General features: G+C 47.3%; 17 protein-coding genes. 12 read left to right on the top strand and 5 right to left on the bottom strand.

All coding sequences use genetic code 11. The annotated features are described in order from the left end of the window. Nucleotides 1-162 precede the first annotated feature (162 nt). Nucleotides 163-735 (top strand): nicotinate (nicotinamide) nucleotide adenylyltransferase, encoded by a 573-nt coding sequence (gene nadD, locus AB2U10_RS06545; protein WP_367913547.1) that lies wholly within the window; start codon nucleotides 163-165, stop codon nucleotides 733-735. A gap of 45 nt (nucleotides 736-780) precedes the next feature. On the opposite strand, the gene AB2U10_RS06540 is transcribed toward nadD, so the two are convergent. Continuing rightward, the gene (locus AB2U10_RS06540; protein ID WP_367913546.1) at nucleotides 781-1,530 is read right to left on the bottom strand and encodes a type III pantothenate kinase; all 750 of its coding nucleotides are present in this window, start codon (nucleotides 1,528-1,530) and stop codon (nucleotides 781-783) included. 238 nt (nucleotides 1,531-1,768) lie between these two features. On the opposite strand from AB2U10_RS06540, the gene AB2U10_RS06535 reads away from it, so the two are divergent. From AB2U10_RS06535 to accC, 8 genes are read left to right on the top strand one after another with little or no spacing between them, the layout of a single operon-like run. Beyond that, on the top strand, nucleotides 1,769-2,302 hold the full coding sequence (locus AB2U10_RS06535) for a YceD family protein (protein WP_367913545.1): 534 nt from the start codon (nucleotides 1,769-1,771) through the stop codon (nucleotides 2,300-2,302). Between the two features lie 12 nt (nucleotides 2,303-2,314). Then, entirely contained in the window at nucleotides 2,315-2,500 is a 186-nt protein-coding gene (gene rpmF / locus AB2U10_RS06530; RefSeq protein WP_367913544.1) for a 50S ribosomal protein L32, read from the top strand. 22 nt (nucleotides 2,501-2,522) lie between these two features. Continuing rightward, the gene (gene plsX, locus AB2U10_RS06525; RefSeq protein ID WP_367913543.1) at nucleotides 2,523-3,470 is read left to right on the top strand and encodes a phosphate acyltransferase PlsX; all 948 of its coding nucleotides are present in this window, start codon (nucleotides 2,523-2,525) and stop codon (nucleotides 3,468-3,470) included. 24 nt (nucleotides 3,471-3,494) lie between these two features. Next, complete coding sequence (locus AB2U10_RS06520) at nucleotides 3,495-4,481, top strand: beta-ketoacyl-ACP synthase III (protein ID WP_367913542.1); 987 nt, start codon at nucleotides 3,495-3,497, stop codon at nucleotides 4,479-4,481. A gap of 9 nt (nucleotides 4,482-4,490) precedes the next feature. Then, nucleotides 4,491-5,126 carry a hypothetical protein gene (locus tag AB2U10_RS06515; protein WP_367913541.1) on the top strand — a complete coding sequence of 212 codons (636 nt, stop codon included), beginning with the start codon at nucleotides 4,491-4,493 and terminating at the stop codon, nucleotides 5,124-5,126. A gap of 2 nt (nucleotides 5,127-5,128) precedes the next feature. Next, entirely contained in the window at nucleotides 5,129-5,698 is a 570-nt protein-coding gene (gene efp / locus AB2U10_RS06510) for an elongation factor P (RefSeq protein WP_367913540.1), read from the top strand. A gap of 59 nt (nucleotides 5,699-5,757) precedes the next feature. Beyond that, the gene (gene accB, locus AB2U10_RS06505; RefSeq protein ID WP_367913539.1) at nucleotides 5,758-6,231 is read left to right on the top strand and encodes an acetyl-CoA carboxylase biotin carboxyl carrier protein; all 474 of its coding nucleotides are present in this window, start codon (nucleotides 5,758-5,760) and stop codon (nucleotides 6,229-6,231) included. A gap of 26 nt (nucleotides 6,232-6,257) precedes the next feature. Beyond that, entirely contained in the window at nucleotides 6,258-7,601 is a 1,344-nt protein-coding gene (gene accC, locus AB2U10_RS06500; RefSeq protein ID WP_367913538.1) for an acetyl-CoA carboxylase biotin carboxylase subunit, read from the top strand. Nucleotides 7,602-7,684: 83 nt separating this feature from the next. Here accC and AB2U10_RS06495 read toward each other — a convergent pair whose 3' ends face one another. Next, the gene (locus tag AB2U10_RS06495; RefSeq protein WP_367913537.1) at nucleotides 7,685-8,026 is read right to left on the bottom strand and encodes a DUF2853 family protein; all 342 of its coding nucleotides are present in this window, start codon (nucleotides 8,024-8,026) and stop codon (nucleotides 7,685-7,687) included. Between the two features lie 50 nt (nucleotides 8,027-8,076). Then, complete coding sequence (locus AB2U10_RS06490; protein ID WP_367913536.1) at nucleotides 8,077-8,910, bottom strand: hypothetical protein; 834 nt, start codon at nucleotides 8,908-8,910, stop codon at nucleotides 8,077-8,079. 378 nt (nucleotides 8,911-9,288) lie between these two features. On the opposite strand from AB2U10_RS06490, the gene AB2U10_RS06485 reads away from it, so the two are divergent. Further along, the gene (locus tag AB2U10_RS06485) at nucleotides 9,289-11,052 is read left to right on the top strand and encodes a phospho-sugar mutase (RefSeq protein WP_367913535.1); all 1,764 of its coding nucleotides are present in this window, start codon (nucleotides 9,289-9,291) and stop codon (nucleotides 11,050-11,052) included. 391 nt (nucleotides 11,053-11,443) lie between these two features. Next, the gene (locus AB2U10_RS06480; protein WP_367913534.1) at nucleotides 11,444-12,889 is read left to right on the top strand and encodes a TlpA family protein disulfide reductase; all 1,446 of its coding nucleotides are present in this window, start codon (nucleotides 11,444-11,446) and stop codon (nucleotides 12,887-12,889) included. A 145-nt stretch (nucleotides 12,890-13,034) separates the two neighbouring features. On the opposite strand, the gene AB2U10_RS06475 is transcribed toward AB2U10_RS06480, so the two are convergent. After that, a complete protein-coding gene (locus AB2U10_RS06475) occupies nucleotides 13,035-13,481 on the bottom strand; it encodes a type I restriction enzyme HsdR N-terminal domain-containing protein (RefSeq protein ID WP_367913533.1) in 447 nt (148 codons plus the stop codon). A 69-nt stretch (nucleotides 13,482-13,550) separates the two neighbouring features. On the opposite strand from AB2U10_RS06475, the gene AB2U10_RS06470 reads away from it, so the two are divergent. Further along, on the top strand, nucleotides 13,551-14,324 hold the full coding sequence (locus tag AB2U10_RS06470) for an AMP nucleosidase (RefSeq protein ID WP_367913532.1): 774 nt from the start codon (nucleotides 13,551-13,553) through the stop codon (nucleotides 14,322-14,324). Between the two features lie 17 nt (nucleotides 14,325-14,341). On the opposite strand, the gene AB2U10_RS06465 is transcribed toward AB2U10_RS06470, so the two are convergent. After that, entirely contained in the window at nucleotides 14,342-15,679 is a 1,338-nt protein-coding gene (locus AB2U10_RS06465; protein WP_367913531.1) for a tetratricopeptide repeat protein, read from the bottom strand. Nucleotides 15,680-15,736: the final 57 nt, after the last annotated feature.

Here is a 15,736-nt window from a genome sequence, read left to right as displayed (position 1 = left end):
TGAAAATAAAAGAATGTTCCGAAATTGTTCACTGTTCACTGTTAGTTGTTCACTGAAAATAAAAGAATGTTCCGAAATTGTTCACTGTTCACTGTTAGTTGTTCACTGAAAATAAAAGAATGTTCCGCAACTTTTATCTTTTAACTTTTATCTTTTAACTGAATGAAAATCGGTCTCTTCTTCGGCTCCTTCAATCCCATTCACATCGGTCACCTGATCATTGCCGATACCATGGCTACGGATACTGATATTGACCGGGTATGGTTTGTGGTGTCGCCGCAGAATCCGTTCAAGAAGAATAACTCGCTGCTGCATGAGTTTGACCGCCTGACCCTGGTAGAGCGGGCCATTGCCGAAAACTACCGCCTGCAGGCTTCGGATATAGAGTTCAGCCTGCCCAAACCCAGCTATACCATCGATACGCTCACCGTTTTATCGGACAAATACCCGCAGCACGAATTTGTGCTCATTATGGGGGAAGATAACCTGGTGCAGTTTAAGAACTGGAAGAACTACGAGAAGATCCTGGAGTTTTTCCGTATTTATGTATACCCGCGGCCTGACACACCGCCCCACGATTTTACCGATCATCCCCGTATTAAATTTATCCAGGCTCCGCTGCTCGACATCTCTGCCACCTATATCCGGAAAAGAATACAGGAGCACCGCGAAATCAAATACCTCGTCACCGAACCGGTGGAAGCACTGATACGCCTTAAAAAGTTCTACGAATAGGCCCGGAAACGCAGGTTAACAGGACTCTGAAGTACCTTTTCCCCTTTACTGCCCGTAATAATACATGCCCTTCAGGGTCAGGTCGGGATCGGTATCGTCAAAGATGTCCTTCAGCTCGGTAATGACCGATGACAGCCCGCCGGTGGCAATAACCTTCACCGGCACCTGTAGCTCGGCTTTTATGCGCCCTATCAGCCCCCGTATCATGCTTTCGTAACCGAAATACAGGCCGCCCTGTATAGAATGCCGGGTATTTTTACCGATCACGGTATCCGGGCGTTCCAGGGACACCTCAGGCAGAAGCGAGGCCTCCGAAAAAAGCGATTTCATGGCTGTATTCAGCCCGGGCACGATGGTGACACCCTCGATGGTCCCAGCCACTACCACGCTGAAAGTGAGCGCCGTTCCGAAATCAACCACCAGGCAGTTTTCCCCGTAATTCCGGAGGGCCGCCAGGGCATTCAGGAACAGGTCGGAGCCCAGCTCTTCCGGGCTGTCGATATTCAACCGCAACAGGCTGCTCCGGGCAGGCTCTACCACAACAGGGGTCAGCGACAGGAATTTCTCACAAAAATTAGCGAAAAAGGGGGTCAGCACCGGAACCACACTACTGATCACAGCCTTCTCCAGGGCGGTCTTTTCAATGTTGTTTTCCAACATGAAATTCAATATCCTATACTCAAAAAAGACGGAATTCTCACTCTTCAAAGACCTGATCCTGAACTTTTGATAAAGCTCATTGCCTTTGAAGATCCCTACTACCGTATCTGTATTTCCTACGTCAAAAACTATCATACCGTCATTTTTGTCTTGCGAATCCGGCCCCAATATAAAAGAGATTTTCCGTAAGTAGAGCAATTCGCCTAAAAAAGTCAGCGTGCAACCGGCCGGCTGAGACGGCTCTTATTCCCCCCTGCTGACCACTTTCTCCTGAAAACCGGGCGCTTCCGGCTCATTCCCGGCATTTTATCTGCCTAAAACTTTTTCATATAAAAAAAAGGAAGTAAATTTGCGTCCTTTCTGTAAAATGTGTGTGAAGAAGGAGTTATCCAAATATGATATCCTGATTCATGGCCTGGAAGACAAAAGCCATGAGTTTGAATTTGAAGGAACAGATGCCTTTTTCAAGGAATTTGATCAGGATATTGTTGAGGGCGGAAGCTTTAAAGCCAAAGCCATCCTGGAAAAAAGCCCTACGCTGATCCGCCTGAACATGGATATTACTTCCCGGCTCAGGCTGCAGTGCGACAGGAGCCTGGATATCTTTGAAGAGGAATTCCACTCCCGTGAAATGCATATTTTTAAGTTCGGAAGTGAAGCCGCAGAGATGAGTGATGACCTTGAGGTGATCCCGTTTGGTACCCACAAGATCAATATAGCCAATCTTTTGTTTGACTATATCCTGTTACAGGTACCTATGAAAAAGCTTCATCCGCGGTTCCGGTCTGACGATATTCCCGAAGAAGGGGCTCTGATATACAAAGACCCGGAATTTACAGAAGAGAAGCAAGAAGAAATACAAGACCCACGGTGGGCAGCATTAATAAATTTGAAGAACAAAAATTAATATCAGAAAGCAATGGCACATCCTAAGCGAAAGATATCGAAAACCAGAAGAGACAAGCGTAGAACGCACGATACCCTTACTTTGAAGCAACTGTCGGTAGATGCTACCACCGGTGAAGTTCATCGTCGTCACACCGCCCACGTAAGCGAGGGCAACCTGTATTACAGAGGTAAACTGGTGGTGGAAAACTACCAATAGGATTTCAGCATAACATAAACTAATGTCGATGAAAAAAATTGCAGTAGATGCAATGGGAGGGGATTACGCCCCCAAGGCTGTAGTAGAGGGTGCCGTAATGGCCACTTCTGAACTTCCCGAAAATTATCAGATAGTTCTGGTCGGCAAAAAGGATGCTATGTTGGGGGTACTCCGTACGCTCACTTACCGGGCCGGCTCCATAGAAATGGTGGATGCCGCTGAGGTGATCGAAATGGGGGAACATCCTACAAGAGCTTTCAGTCAGAAACCCAATTCCTCTATAGGCGTTGGGTTTAAACTTTTAAAAGAGGGTACGGTTTCTGCATTCTGCAGTGCCGGAAACACCGGCGCCATGATGGTGGGCTCGCTCTTCACCCTGAAAACCGTAGGCACCATTCAGCGCCCGCCCATTGCCGGCTACCTGCCCTTCAAAGGCGGCAGGTACGGAATTATGCTGGACATCGGCGCCAACGCCGACTGTAAGCCGGAGGTGCTGAACCAGTTTGCCGAGCTGGGAAGCCTGCATGCCCGGTATACGCTTAACCTGGACAATCCCCGCGTGGGCCTTCTGAACATCGGTGAAGAAGAGGAAAAAGGCAATACCGTGGCACAAGCCGCTTACCAGTTGCTTAAAAACAACAAAAAAATCAATTTTGTAGGTAATATTGAGGGGCGCGATATTTTTGACGCCAAGGCAGATGTGATCGTTTCCGACGGTTTTACCGGTAATATTATTTTCAAAATGGGCGAGTCGCTCTACGAGCACGCCGCTTCAGTGGGAATCAACGATGACCTCATTAACCGCATGAACTACGAGGTGGTAGGCGGAAGCCCGATCATCGGTATCAACGGGAACGTCATTGTAGGTCACGGCATCTCCAGCCCGGTAGCCATCAAAAACATGATCCGCCTGGCACAGAGACAAATTGAATCCCAGGTAGTAGAAAAAATCAAAGAGGCGTTTGCCTGAGAATCTTAAAAGCTAGTTCATCTGATGAGTCTAAGAGCTGCAATAACAGGAGTACACGGTTATGTTCCTGATTATATCCTTACCAATGCCGAGCTGGAAAAAATGGTAGATACCAATGACGAGTGGATCACCACCCGTACCGGCATCAAAGAAAGAAGAATCCTCAAAGGCGAAGCGCAGGGGACTTCTGTACTGGCAACCGAAGCCGTAAGGGGACTACTGGAAAAAACAGGCACTTCGCCGCTCGATATTGACCTGGTGATCTGCGCTACCGTTACGCCTGACTACATGTTTCCGTCTACGGCGAACCTGGTATGCAGCCGCCTGGGCATTCCCAGCATTTGCAGCTTCGACCTCCTGGCCGCCTGCTCCGGTTTTATATATGCTTTGACCACCGGTGCACAATTTATCGAATCCGGACGTTATAAGAAGGTAATTGTTATCGGAGCCGACAAAATGTCTTCGATCATTGATTACGAAGACCGTACTACCTGCGTTCTTTTTGGCGACGGAGCCGGGGCGGTTCTCCTGGAACCTTCTACAGAAGATGTCGGGATTGTTGACTTTATGCTGCATTCAGACGGAAGCGGCGGTGAATACCTGATGATGAAGGGAGGCGGCAGCGTTTACCCGGCCTCGCACGAGACCGTGGATCAGCGCATGCACTACATCAAGCAGGAAGGCCCCCAGGTATTCAAATTTGCCGTTACCAACATGGCCGATGCCGCTGCAGCGATCATGGAGAAAAACCATCTCTCCGGAGACGATGTGGACTGGCTGGTTCCCCATCAGGCCAATAAAAGAATCATTGATGCCACCGCCAAGCGCATGGGCATCGGGGAAGAAAAAGTGATGTTAAATATTCAAAAATACGGGAATACTACCGCAGGAACCATCCCGCTTTGCTTATTTGACTATCAGGACCAGCTGAAAAAAGGCGATAACCTGGTGTTGGCCGCTTTTGGCGGAGGCTTCACGTGGGGCGCCATGTATATAAAATGGGCAATTTAATATACAACTATGAAAACACTTGCAATAGCAACTTTGCTTGCCCTGGGCTGCATAACGGCCCGGGCTCAAAACATCCGGACATTCAACAATCTTGAATTAGCTACTTCGTTTTCCAAAAACACGCACCAGTATTCCCTGTTTTGGGGAGAATCACTACAGATCAAATCGCCCGTTCCGTTCCGGTTTACCACCGGCCTCCGGCTGGCCATGAACGACAAAACCAAAGGGATATACCCCGTGAAAGAAGGTGCAGGCTTTACTACCCTGCAATTCGACAAAAAACCTATTTACACCACGGTGGCTTTCCCGGTAGGACTTGAGCTGTTCTACAAAGCCTTAAGCATCGGCGCTTTCCAGGAATTGATCTCCTTCAGCGGCAAAAAGAAATACGACGACGCCTATACCCCCCTGATCGAGAAAGAAATGCTCAGAACACAGGGATTCAGCGGTATCTTCGGCAAAAAAACAAACCTTACCGGCGGGGTATACCTGGCGTATACCTTCAGCGATTCTTTTTCGGTTAAGGCCGGCTACAACCGGATCACCTCTACATTCACAAAAACCAACGAAACAAAAGAACTGGGCTATGCCCGCCTGAGCGACGACACTTTTACGGTAGGAATCAGATTAAATATTGAAAAATAAAGATGGCAACAACAGCAGATTTCAGAAACGGACTGGCCCTGGAATGGAATAACGACCTTTTTACGATAGTTGAATTTCAGCACGTTAAACCCGGTAAAGGGGGCGCTTTTGTCAGGACCAAGCTTAAAAACATCAAAACCGGGAGAATCTTTGAAAATACCTTCACCGCAGGTGAAAAAGTAACTACGGCCCGTATTGAAAGAAGAACGTTCCAGTACCTCTACAAAGACGAGCTGGGCTATAACTTCATGGACAACGATACGTTTGAGCAGATTTCACTGGAAGAGCACATGGTGCCTCAGGCCGACCTCATGAAAGAAGGCTCCAACGTGGATATCCTGATCCATGCCGAAACGGAAACGCCCCTCTCGGTAGAAATGCCTGCCTACGTGGAACTGCGTGTTACCTACACCGAACCGGGTGTTAAAGGCGACACCGCTACCAACGCCGGCAAGCCCGCCACAGTAGAAACCGGCGCCACCATCAAAGTGCCCCTGTTCATTGATAACGACGAGCTCATCAAGGTAAATACTTCTACCTACGAGTACGACTCCCGCGTTAAGGAGAAATAATTTGCACCGGTACAATAAAATATTACATTTGTACAATAAAATTCGAAATTAAACCCGTTATGGATACCAAAGAAATACAAAAGCTGATTGAATTTATTTCCAAAACCGATCTTAGTGAGGTAAAAATTGAGACTTCCGAGCTGAAAATCCAGGTGAGACGCGGTGGTGCCGAAGCCCCTAAGCTGGTGGCTGCTGCGCCACAGGTCATCTATGCTGAGCCGGCACTGCAGGCGGCAGCTCCCAGGGCGCCCGAAGCGGAAGCTCCTGCTCCGGCACCTGCTTCCAACGGCCGCCTGGTAGAAATAAAAGCACCGATGATCGGTACGTTTTACCGTTCAGCCGGACCGGATAAGCCTTCTTTCGTTGAAGTTGGCGATGAGATCACCAGCGGAAAAGTGATCTGTATCCTGGAAGCCATGAAGCTGTTCAATGAGATAGAATCGGAGATTTCGGGCAGAATTGTTAAAATCCTGGTAGATGATGCTACCCCGGTAGAATATGATCAGCCGTTATTTTTAGTTGAACCCGCTTAAGAACACCTCTTCTAAAATCTGAACCTATGTTTAAAAAAATACTTATAGCCAACAGAGGCGAGATTGCCCTGCGGATCATCCGCACCTGCAAAGAAATGGGCATCAAAACTGTGGCTGTATATTCAACTGCAGACAAAGACAGCCTGCACATACGATTTGCTGACGAGGCCGTATGTATCGGCCCCCCGCCCAGCAAGCAATCGTATCTGAATATGCAGAGCATCATCTCGGCTGCAGAGATCACCAATGCCGATGCCATCCACCCCGGCTACGGTTTCCTTTCTGAAAATGCGGAGTTCTCCAGGATATGTGAGGCCTATAAAATAAAATTTATCGGGGCTTCAGCCGACCAGATCAACCAGATGGGCGACAAGGCAACCGCCAAAGAGACCATGAAAAAAGCCGGTGTGCCGGTCATTCCCGGCTCTGACGGACTGCTTTCTTCTGTGGAGGAAGGAATAGAGCTGGCGGAAAAGATAGGCTACCCGGTGATCATCAAGGCTACCGCCGGCGGTGGCGGACGTGGTATGCGGATCATCCGGCATTCTTCCGAATTTCAAAAGCTTTGGGATGACGCCAAGATCGAATCAGGCGCTGCCTTCGGTAACGACGGCCTCTACCTTGAAAAATTCATTGAAGAGCCCCGCCATATCGAGATCCAGATTGTGGGTGACCAGTACGGAAACGTTTCTCACCTCTCTGAACGCGACTGCTCTATCCAGAGAAGACACCAGAAGCTGATTGAAGAGACCCCCTCTCCCATTGTATCGCCTGAGCTGCGGGAACAAATGGGACAGGCTGCTGTGGCCGGTGCCAAGGCTATCCGGTATGAAGGCGCGGGAACTATCGAATTCCTGGTAGACAAATACGGGAAATTCTATTTCATGGAAATGAATACGCGTATCCAGGTAGAACACCCCATCACCGAAGAGGTAACCGGTTTTGACCTGATCAAAGAACAGATCAAAGTGGCTGCCGGCGAGAAGGTTTCGGGTAAAAATTATTACCCTACCCAATATGCCATGGAGTGCCGGATCAACGCCGAAGATCCTAAAAACGGTTTCCGGCCCAGCCCGGGAGTCATCAAACAAATCAACCTGCCCGGCGGGCACGGTGTAAGGGTAGACTCCCATGTCTATGCCGGTTATGTGATTCCGCCGAACTACGACTCCATGATCGCCAAGCTGATTGTTTCAGCACCCAGCCGCGAAGAGGCGATCGTACGGATGAAACGGGCGCTGCAGGAGTTCTTTATCGACGGCATCAAGACCACCATTCCTTTCCACCTGAAAATGATGGACGACAAGACCTTCCAATCGGGTATTTTCAATACGGGTTACCTGGATAATTTTGATTTTTCAGACCTGTAATGCCTGCGGGATATATCAAAAAAGAGGGATCAGCTAAAACTGATCCCTCTTTTTCTACCGTAAGGGTGTCGCCGGAGGGCGTATTATTTTACGTATAAACTTTCTTTTCCGAATTTTTTGGCCAGCAGCGCGTATACTACAGTCCGGTATTTATTCCGGTTGCTGCTGCCCATTTTAACCATAGCTTCTTCAATGGCGGCATCCAGCTCGGGCCCGTCTTTTAATCCCAGTTTCTTGATCAGGAAATTATTTTTTACGGTCTCTCTTTCCTTCTGATCCGTTCCCGACACTTTCGAAGAGTCAGCGTTATAAATTGAAGGTCCCAGAGATTTCGCTACAGCGGTAAGGAGTGCCTCACTCAGGCCCAGGCCTAATTCAGCATTCTGAGCCTTGTACAGCTCCAGATTGTCATCAAATTTGCTCATTATTTAATAGTTAAAAGGTGAAAAATGTTTACTAAATTAGAAAAAATACATTATATCCTGCTGGTATACCGGTAAAATTTACGGGAGTTGAATCTTCCCTGTATGCCAAATACCAGCGAGCCCGCCTTTTCAAAAACACGGTATTGCTCTGCAGGCCCTCCGCCGGTAAACCGGATATCGAACGTATTCGACAGGTACTCCGGCTTCCTGAAAATACCCTTAAAGAAAACCAGGATTTCCAGCCGGTCGGTAATATTTCCTTTCAACTCGGCGCTGACCTCTCCATACATTAGACTATGCGATTGCGATAAAGTAACATTAAAATATTCCAGGTCGCGGCTCTGCAGCGATTCCTGGATGTCGAGGGTATACCGCCGGGGCACCTCAGGCTCTGTAGCCACCAGCACTCCGCCGCCCGCTCCCAGGTTAATGTAGGCATTGCGGGTGACCCGGTTCAGGTTAAGCACCCGCTTTTTAATGATCACCGGGATATACCACTGCCGGTTACGGATCCCGAGTATAAAAGGCGGGTAAGCCTGCGTAGAAAATACATAGGTGGAAAACTGGTTTTTCAGTCGCGTAACCCCGGTTTCCACAAAGAAATTATTGTTCATGTTCAGGCCGATGTTCAGCTCCACCCACTCGTTCATAGCCGTCTTATTCTCCGCAAAGTTCTCAAAGCCGGCCGTGCTCCCGTTATAGGGCCTCCGGAGCCCGCCGCTGAGACCCGCATAAAAGCTGGAAAAATGCGAGTCCAGGTGAGGCAGGTTCTCCACTTCGTGGCTCATCTTCCGGTTCTCCGGAATCTTATAGTATTCTTCTTCCTGACCCTGTACGCCCATCGCTGCAAGGAGAAAAGAAAATAAGAATAGATACCTGCTCATACTTTACTTTGTCAAACTTTGTTTTATCTAAAAATACGTATACTTTTGTAAAAAAATGACATCCATGAGTAATATTTCGTCAAAAGTGCCAGCATGGGCTATGCTTGTCCTGTTTTTATTCATCCTTGTTATACTGGCGGTATTCGGTGATCTGTTTACCTTCATCGTCGGAACCCTCATCATGGCCATTGTATTTGCCAACGGATATAACAGGACTCATCTCGAAGATCATTAAGTGCACGTTTGTGCCCTGTAATTGCTGTATTTGATTTTTTTTAGGCGCCTGTGGCTAAAACCACAGGCTTTCTTTTATATTTACACGAATAAGGGTTATCTTATTAATCACGACCGAAGTTATACTCCTAAAAATTCTGTAAAATGTTAAAGGACCTTAAATTAGATTCTACTACCGAAAAGAACATTAAAACCTGGCTGAAGGGCAGATACGACCAGGAAACCAAAGACAAGATCAATGCGCTCATCGACTCGGGCAATGCCGGCCAGCTAACCGATTCCTTCTACAAAAACCTGGAGTTCGGTACGGGCGGTATGCGGGGTGAGCTGGGCGTAGGCAGCAACCGGATGAACAAGTATACGGTAGGTGCTGCCACGCAGGGTTTAGCCAATTATCTGAATAAGGTATTTACAGACCAGGAGATCAAAGTAGCCATTGCTTACGACAGCCGTAATTTCTCACCTGAGTTTGGCCGGATAGCCGCCGATATTCTCTCGGCTAACGGCATTACCGTGTACCTGTACAAGGCGTTGCGGCCCACCCCGCAGCTTTCGTTTACCGTACGTGAGCTGGGTTGCCAGTCGGGTATTGTGATCACGGCATCACACAATCCGCGCGAGTATAACGGGTATAAGGTGTACTGGACAGACGGCTCCCAGGTGGTGGCTCCGCACGACAAGAACATTGTGGCAGAAGTAAACGCCATCACCAACGTCAAAGACATCAAATTCAAAGGGGTCAAAAAGCGGGTCAAAATGATCGGCGAGGCACTCGACAAGAAATACCTGAAAGCCGTGAAGAGCATCACCGTTTCACCGCGGATGATCCGGAAACAGAAAGACCTGAAGATTGTGTACAGTCCTATTCACGGAACGGGCATCACCATGGTGCCACCTGCCCTGGCCCAGCTGGGTTTTGAGAAGGTAACCGTGGTAGAAGAGCAGGCTGTTCCTGACGGCAACTTCCCTACGGTGGTATACCCTAACCCGGAAGAAAAAGAGGCCATGAGCAAAGCGCTCGACCTGGCCAAAAAGATTGACGCCGACCTGGTAATTGCCACCGACCCCGACTCTGACCGGGTGGGCATGGGCATTAAAAACCCGGAAGGAGAATGGCAGTTGCTGAACGGTAACCAGGCCGCCAGCCTGATCATCTATTACCTGCTCAAAGCCTGGAAGAAGGCGGGCAGGCTGACCGGCAGCGAGTTTGTGTGTAAAACCATTGTGACCACTGACCTGATTGACGCTATGGCTGAAAAAGCCGGCGTAAAATGCTACAATACGCTTACCGGCTTTAAGTATATTGCCCAGGTGATCCGGGAAACCGAAGGGCGTGAGACCTTTATAGGCGGTGGCGAAGAAAGCTACGGTTACCTGATCGGTGACAAGGTGCGCGACAAAGACGCCATTGCCAGCTGCGCCATGATTGCCGAGCTGACCGCCTTTGCCAAACAGAAAGGCATTTCCCTTTTTGATTTCCTGGCTGAAATGTACAAGCAGTTCGGCTTCTACTATGAAGGCCTGATCTCGGTGACCAAGAAAGGGAAAACCGGTGCCGAAGAAATCCAGCAGATGATGGCCGACTTCAGGAGCGCTCCGCCTAAAACCATCGGGGGTTCACGGGTGATCCGGATGGATGACTTCAAGGCCCTGAAAAGAACCGATATGAAAACGGGTGAAGTTACCGACATCCCTGCCGGTAAGCTGGGCATTGAGTCGTCTAATGTGCTGCAGTTCTTTACCGCCGACGGCACAAAATTCACCTGCCGGCCCTCAGGCACCGAACCCAAGATCAAATTTTATATCGGCGTGAAAGGCAAATTAAAGAACAAATCCGAGTTTAATGCCACGCTTGAATCGCTGAAAGCGAAAGTGACGGCAATTGGGGAGGAGCTGCACCTCGGGTGACGGCTACGCCTTTTTTCTTTTAAACCCTATAAGGCATATGAGGCATAAAGAAATATGTCTTGTATGCCTTATGTGGTTGAAAGGAATAGCATACACGCTGCCTGAAAACAGGGTCTTTTGAATAACGTCCTGGAAAAAGACTGTCCATATCTGCCCTAAACAGATCAAAATTCCTGAAATCTCCCCCTAAAGGACGGTAGAGGACCAGCCCCTGGCAAAACCATTACGGAAAGGTTGTGGTGCTGCATATAGCCCTATTTGTTCACAATAAAAAAGACTCCTAAAGAAATAGTTACATTTTTTATTCTTAATTTAGTATCTCAATAACTGCCGTTTAAACAACTGCGGGGAGCTCAGAAACTTATTTAATCTATAGTAAACTGTACTAAATATGGGAAGGCTACATAAATACACAAGTTTAACGCTTATTTTTCTCTTTATATCGAATTGGTGTTCTTACGCTCAAGACACAACGTATAACACTACAATTGTAGTAAATCTAAAAAAATCTTCTGACAAATTTTTCGTAAACTCTTTTAATCAATTTATACCTTACGGACTAGGCGCTCCACTGGATACTCCTCCTCCATATAAAGTTATTTCGTCTACTCCCTTAAAGACGCATCTTAAAGTAAATCTTGCTACCACAAGTGAGTTAATTTTGGGCTTTCAATATTTTTATATAAGCCCTGGAGATAGCCTAAATTTCGATTATGAAACTTTATTACGCACACCTGAAGAAGTTATCGATACAATAACAGTCAACCATGGTAATGTTTCCTTCAGAGAGGTTGGTTATAAAAAACCACCAGGTAAATTCAAATGGTCCATATTTGATACAATAAGAAATTTAGAGGATTCAAGCAGTATCAATGAATATCTATCAATAGAAAACGTTACGCATTTAATAGAACAATACACAGAAATATTATTCAAGTATTGGCCCAATTTAAACAAAGACAGGGAGACAAGAGAAGCCATTAAACAATTCTCGCTAAATGGAGTTTATGATGAAATATTTTTCTCTCTTAACGGATACGTAAGCTCATCTAAAAAAGAATATTTTCAAAAACCTGTAGTTGAGATGTTAAAGTATGCATCTGAAAATGACAATCTACAATACAGTACTAATTGGATAAGATATCTGCCCATCTACAAATTTTTTAGAAGTAGAGACTTAAATGCTTCTGAAATTATTTCTCAGTTTGAAAATTGTGACCAGGTCATTAAACAATACATTCTGCTCAATCTACTTCGGGACGGACTACTGGATGAGTCCCAGGTTTTAAATAAAATTACTTACGCTCCCTACAAGGAGTTTGAAGAAAAAATAATCCAGGAAGTAAAAAGAAATGTTAAACTGCCAGAAGCCATTTACAACACCGAGGTTTTTGATGTGTATGATTCTAAACATACCTTGGGCGAAATTTTTGAAAATAGCACTCAGCCTTATCTCTTCCTTGACTTTTGTGGTACATGGTGCAAACCATGTATGGAGGCAATAGCCAAATATTCAGAAAATAAACACCTGGATAACTCAAAAAAAGTAAAACCCATCTGGATTTTCTTCGAAAACGATAAGAGCAAATGGATTAATATTCTAATCAAATACCAACTCAAAAAAGAAAACTGTTTTATAATCACAGGAAATCCTAGCCGGGAACTAATCAAAGAATTCTCTATTCATACCGGTTGGAAAGGAGAATTTCCGCATTATTTTCTTTTTGGCAAAGACGGGAAAACGATTAATGCTGATGCCGGGAGTTTATCGAAGTTTTCAGAAAGTAGTTTACCAAAAGAACCAGGTCCTCCATCTCCCACAAGTTTAGATAAATAGATTCTGTAAATGGTTATAAGTAGTTACATAAGCTGTGATTTAATTTATCTTGTGGAATCAAACCGGATTCTTCAATTGAGTTTAAATTCAAATAGACCTTAAGTCATACATACATTTCTTTATGTCTCATATGCCTTATATGGTTTTAAAAAGAGGCGGAGCCATCACCCGGTAAAGGTATTGCACTCAGCTGGGTAGTAGAACCGCCTTCAAAATCAATATGAAAGCAGTATGTGCTTTTGCCGTTGGTGATGCATATATACGGCGCTCTGAGCGTAAGATTGTAGCGGCTGGCCTGCTCTATTACCTGCCCGGATATCTTTACGTCAGCGGCTTTGCATTCTACCAGCATGTAGGGCTGCCCGGCGGTATCAAATACCAGGATATCGGTTCTCTTGCTCAGTGCATGGTACCGGGTACCCAGCTCGGTACGGATCAGGTTACGGGAGTAGCCCAGGCGGGTAATCAGAAAATGTACGAAGGTCTGCCTCACCTTCTCTTCCGGGGTCAATACCAGGTATTTTTTTCGTATAATATCGTATACATAGGTAACGCCGTCTTCCGTTTTTGTTTTAAGACCTGAATTTTTCACTGAACTCCGGGAATTATTTCGCTAAGATATTGGTTGTACTCTTCAATATTCAGAATTTAACAATAATATATGCAGACAAAAGAACAAATCGTACAAAACTGGTTGCCCCGCTATACCGGTACCCCGCTTGAGGAATTCCGGCCTTACATCCTGCTGACCAACTTTTCCAATTACGTGGAAATGTTTGCCCAGAAATACAAAGTAGAAGTGAGGGGGAAAAACAATGCCATGCAAACCGCATCAGCCGGCAATATCACCATCATCAACTTCGGGATGGGCAGCCCCATGGCCGCTACCGTTATGGACCTGCTGACGGCTATAGAACCCAAAGCCGTGCTGTTTCTCGGCAAATGCGGCGGACTGAAGAAAACCGCCCTGGGTGATTTCATCCTGCCTATTGCCGCTATCCGCGGAGAAGGTACCAGCAACGACTACGCCAAACCCGAGATCCCGGCCCTGCCTTCTTTCCGCCTTCAGCGATCGGTATCGGAAATGATCATTAAGCATAAGATGGATTACTGGACCGGCACCGTGTATACCACCAACCGCCGCGTATGGGAGCACGACGAAGAGTTTAAAAATTACCTTCGTGAAATACGGGCCATGGGTATTGACATGGAAACCGCCACCATCTTCATTGTAGGCTTCATGAACTCTATTCCTCACGGAGCGCTCCTGCTGGTTTCTGACAACCCCATGACCCCCGAAGGCGTCAAAACCGAAGCCAGCGACAAAAAAGTCACCGGCTCTTTTGTGGAAAAACACCTCCAGATAGGGATAGATGCCCTGGAAGAGCTGGCCAACTCAGGCGAATCAGTGAAACACCTGAGATACGAAAGCTGAAAAGAAGCTCCGGCTTCTTAATTGCAATAATCCTTGATCAGCGTGTAAGCATTGGCATAGCCCAGCTCACCCGCCCGGCTCAGGTCGATACAACCGCTGTTGGTGTCGCCTGTGGCCGTTTTGATCAGGCCCCGTACATAGAAGGCCTCGGCGTAATTCGGGTTCAGCTTGACGGCGTTTCCAAAGTCGATCACCGACTCCTGCTGCAGTCCCATTGAAGAACGGATCAGCCCCCTGACAAAGTAACCTTCGGGATAAATGGGGTTGATCTCAACCGATTTATTCAGATCGGCCAGCGCCTCTTTCATGTTATTGGCTTTCATCTGGGCATATCCCCGCACGAAATAGCCTTCGGAAAGGTCTTCAGAGAGATCCGGAATGGCCACCCGGGTAACTATGGCATCACGCAGCCTGTCCAGCTGGCTTTTCGGAATGGTCACGTATTGGGTTTTCTGCTCTTTGCCCGATGTTTTCACATCAAGAATCTTATCAAGATCGGAAACGGCGCCTTTCGGATTGGCCAGCATAGCCTGGGCAAAAGCCCGGCCGTAGTAAGCTTCCTTCAGCGAAGGATCTATTCTCAGGGCATTATCGAAATCTATCCGGGCCCCGTTATAATCTTTCAGCCGGCTCTTGGCAAATCCCCGGAGCGAATAGGTATCGGCATTCTGGTTGTCCATTTTCAGGGCCTCGTTCAGGTCAGCTACCGCCCTGTCGTAATCTTCTGTACGGATCGCGTTACGGCCCCGCTCCAGGAAAGGTTGCGGGTGCTTGGAATTGGTTTCAATGGCAGAGGTATAATCAACGATTGCTCCTTTGAAATCATTCAGCTTGGCCTTGCACAGCCCGCGGGAGTAAAAAGCCTGGAATTTCTCGGTATTGCCGGGTCCGAGATCAATAACCTTGTTGAAGTCGCGGATGGCCAGGTTCAGGTCATTCAGCTTGGCAAAAAGCACACCGCGCTGCAGGTACGAAAGCGGGTCGTTGGGGGCCAGCTCAATAGAAGTGTTGAAATCCTGCACTGCCGCCCGGTTATCGTCCTGGCTGCTTTTGCTGATGGCCCGGTAATGGTAGCTCAGGGCATCTTTAGGGGCAATCTGGATGGCTTTATCAAAATCAGAGATGGCGCCGCGATGGTCTTTCAGCGCCTGTTTGGCCAGCCCGCGGTTAAAATAGCTCCGGGCATTGTCCGGGTTCATGGATATGGCCGAGCTGAAGGCCGCTATTGACCCCAGGTAATCGCCCGCCCTGCTCTTGCTGACCCCCGCATCAAAATAGTCGGAAGCCGTTTGCTGGGCATACCCCTGCGACACTAGGAAAAAGATAGTAATTATGGCTAAGAATAATTGTTTCATAGGAATGATGAGGTTAATTGATGCTTAAAATTACGATGGAAACCGGCCTCAGCCCAA

The sequence above is a fragment of the Leadbetterella sp. DM7 genome (assembly GCF_040829825.2).
Taxonomy (GTDB): Bacteria; Bacteroidota; Bacteroidia; order Cytophagales; family Spirosomataceae; genus Leadbetterella.
The sequence above is the reverse complement of the archived record's forward strand: the minus strand, read 5'-3'. Positions and strand labels throughout refer to the sequence as shown.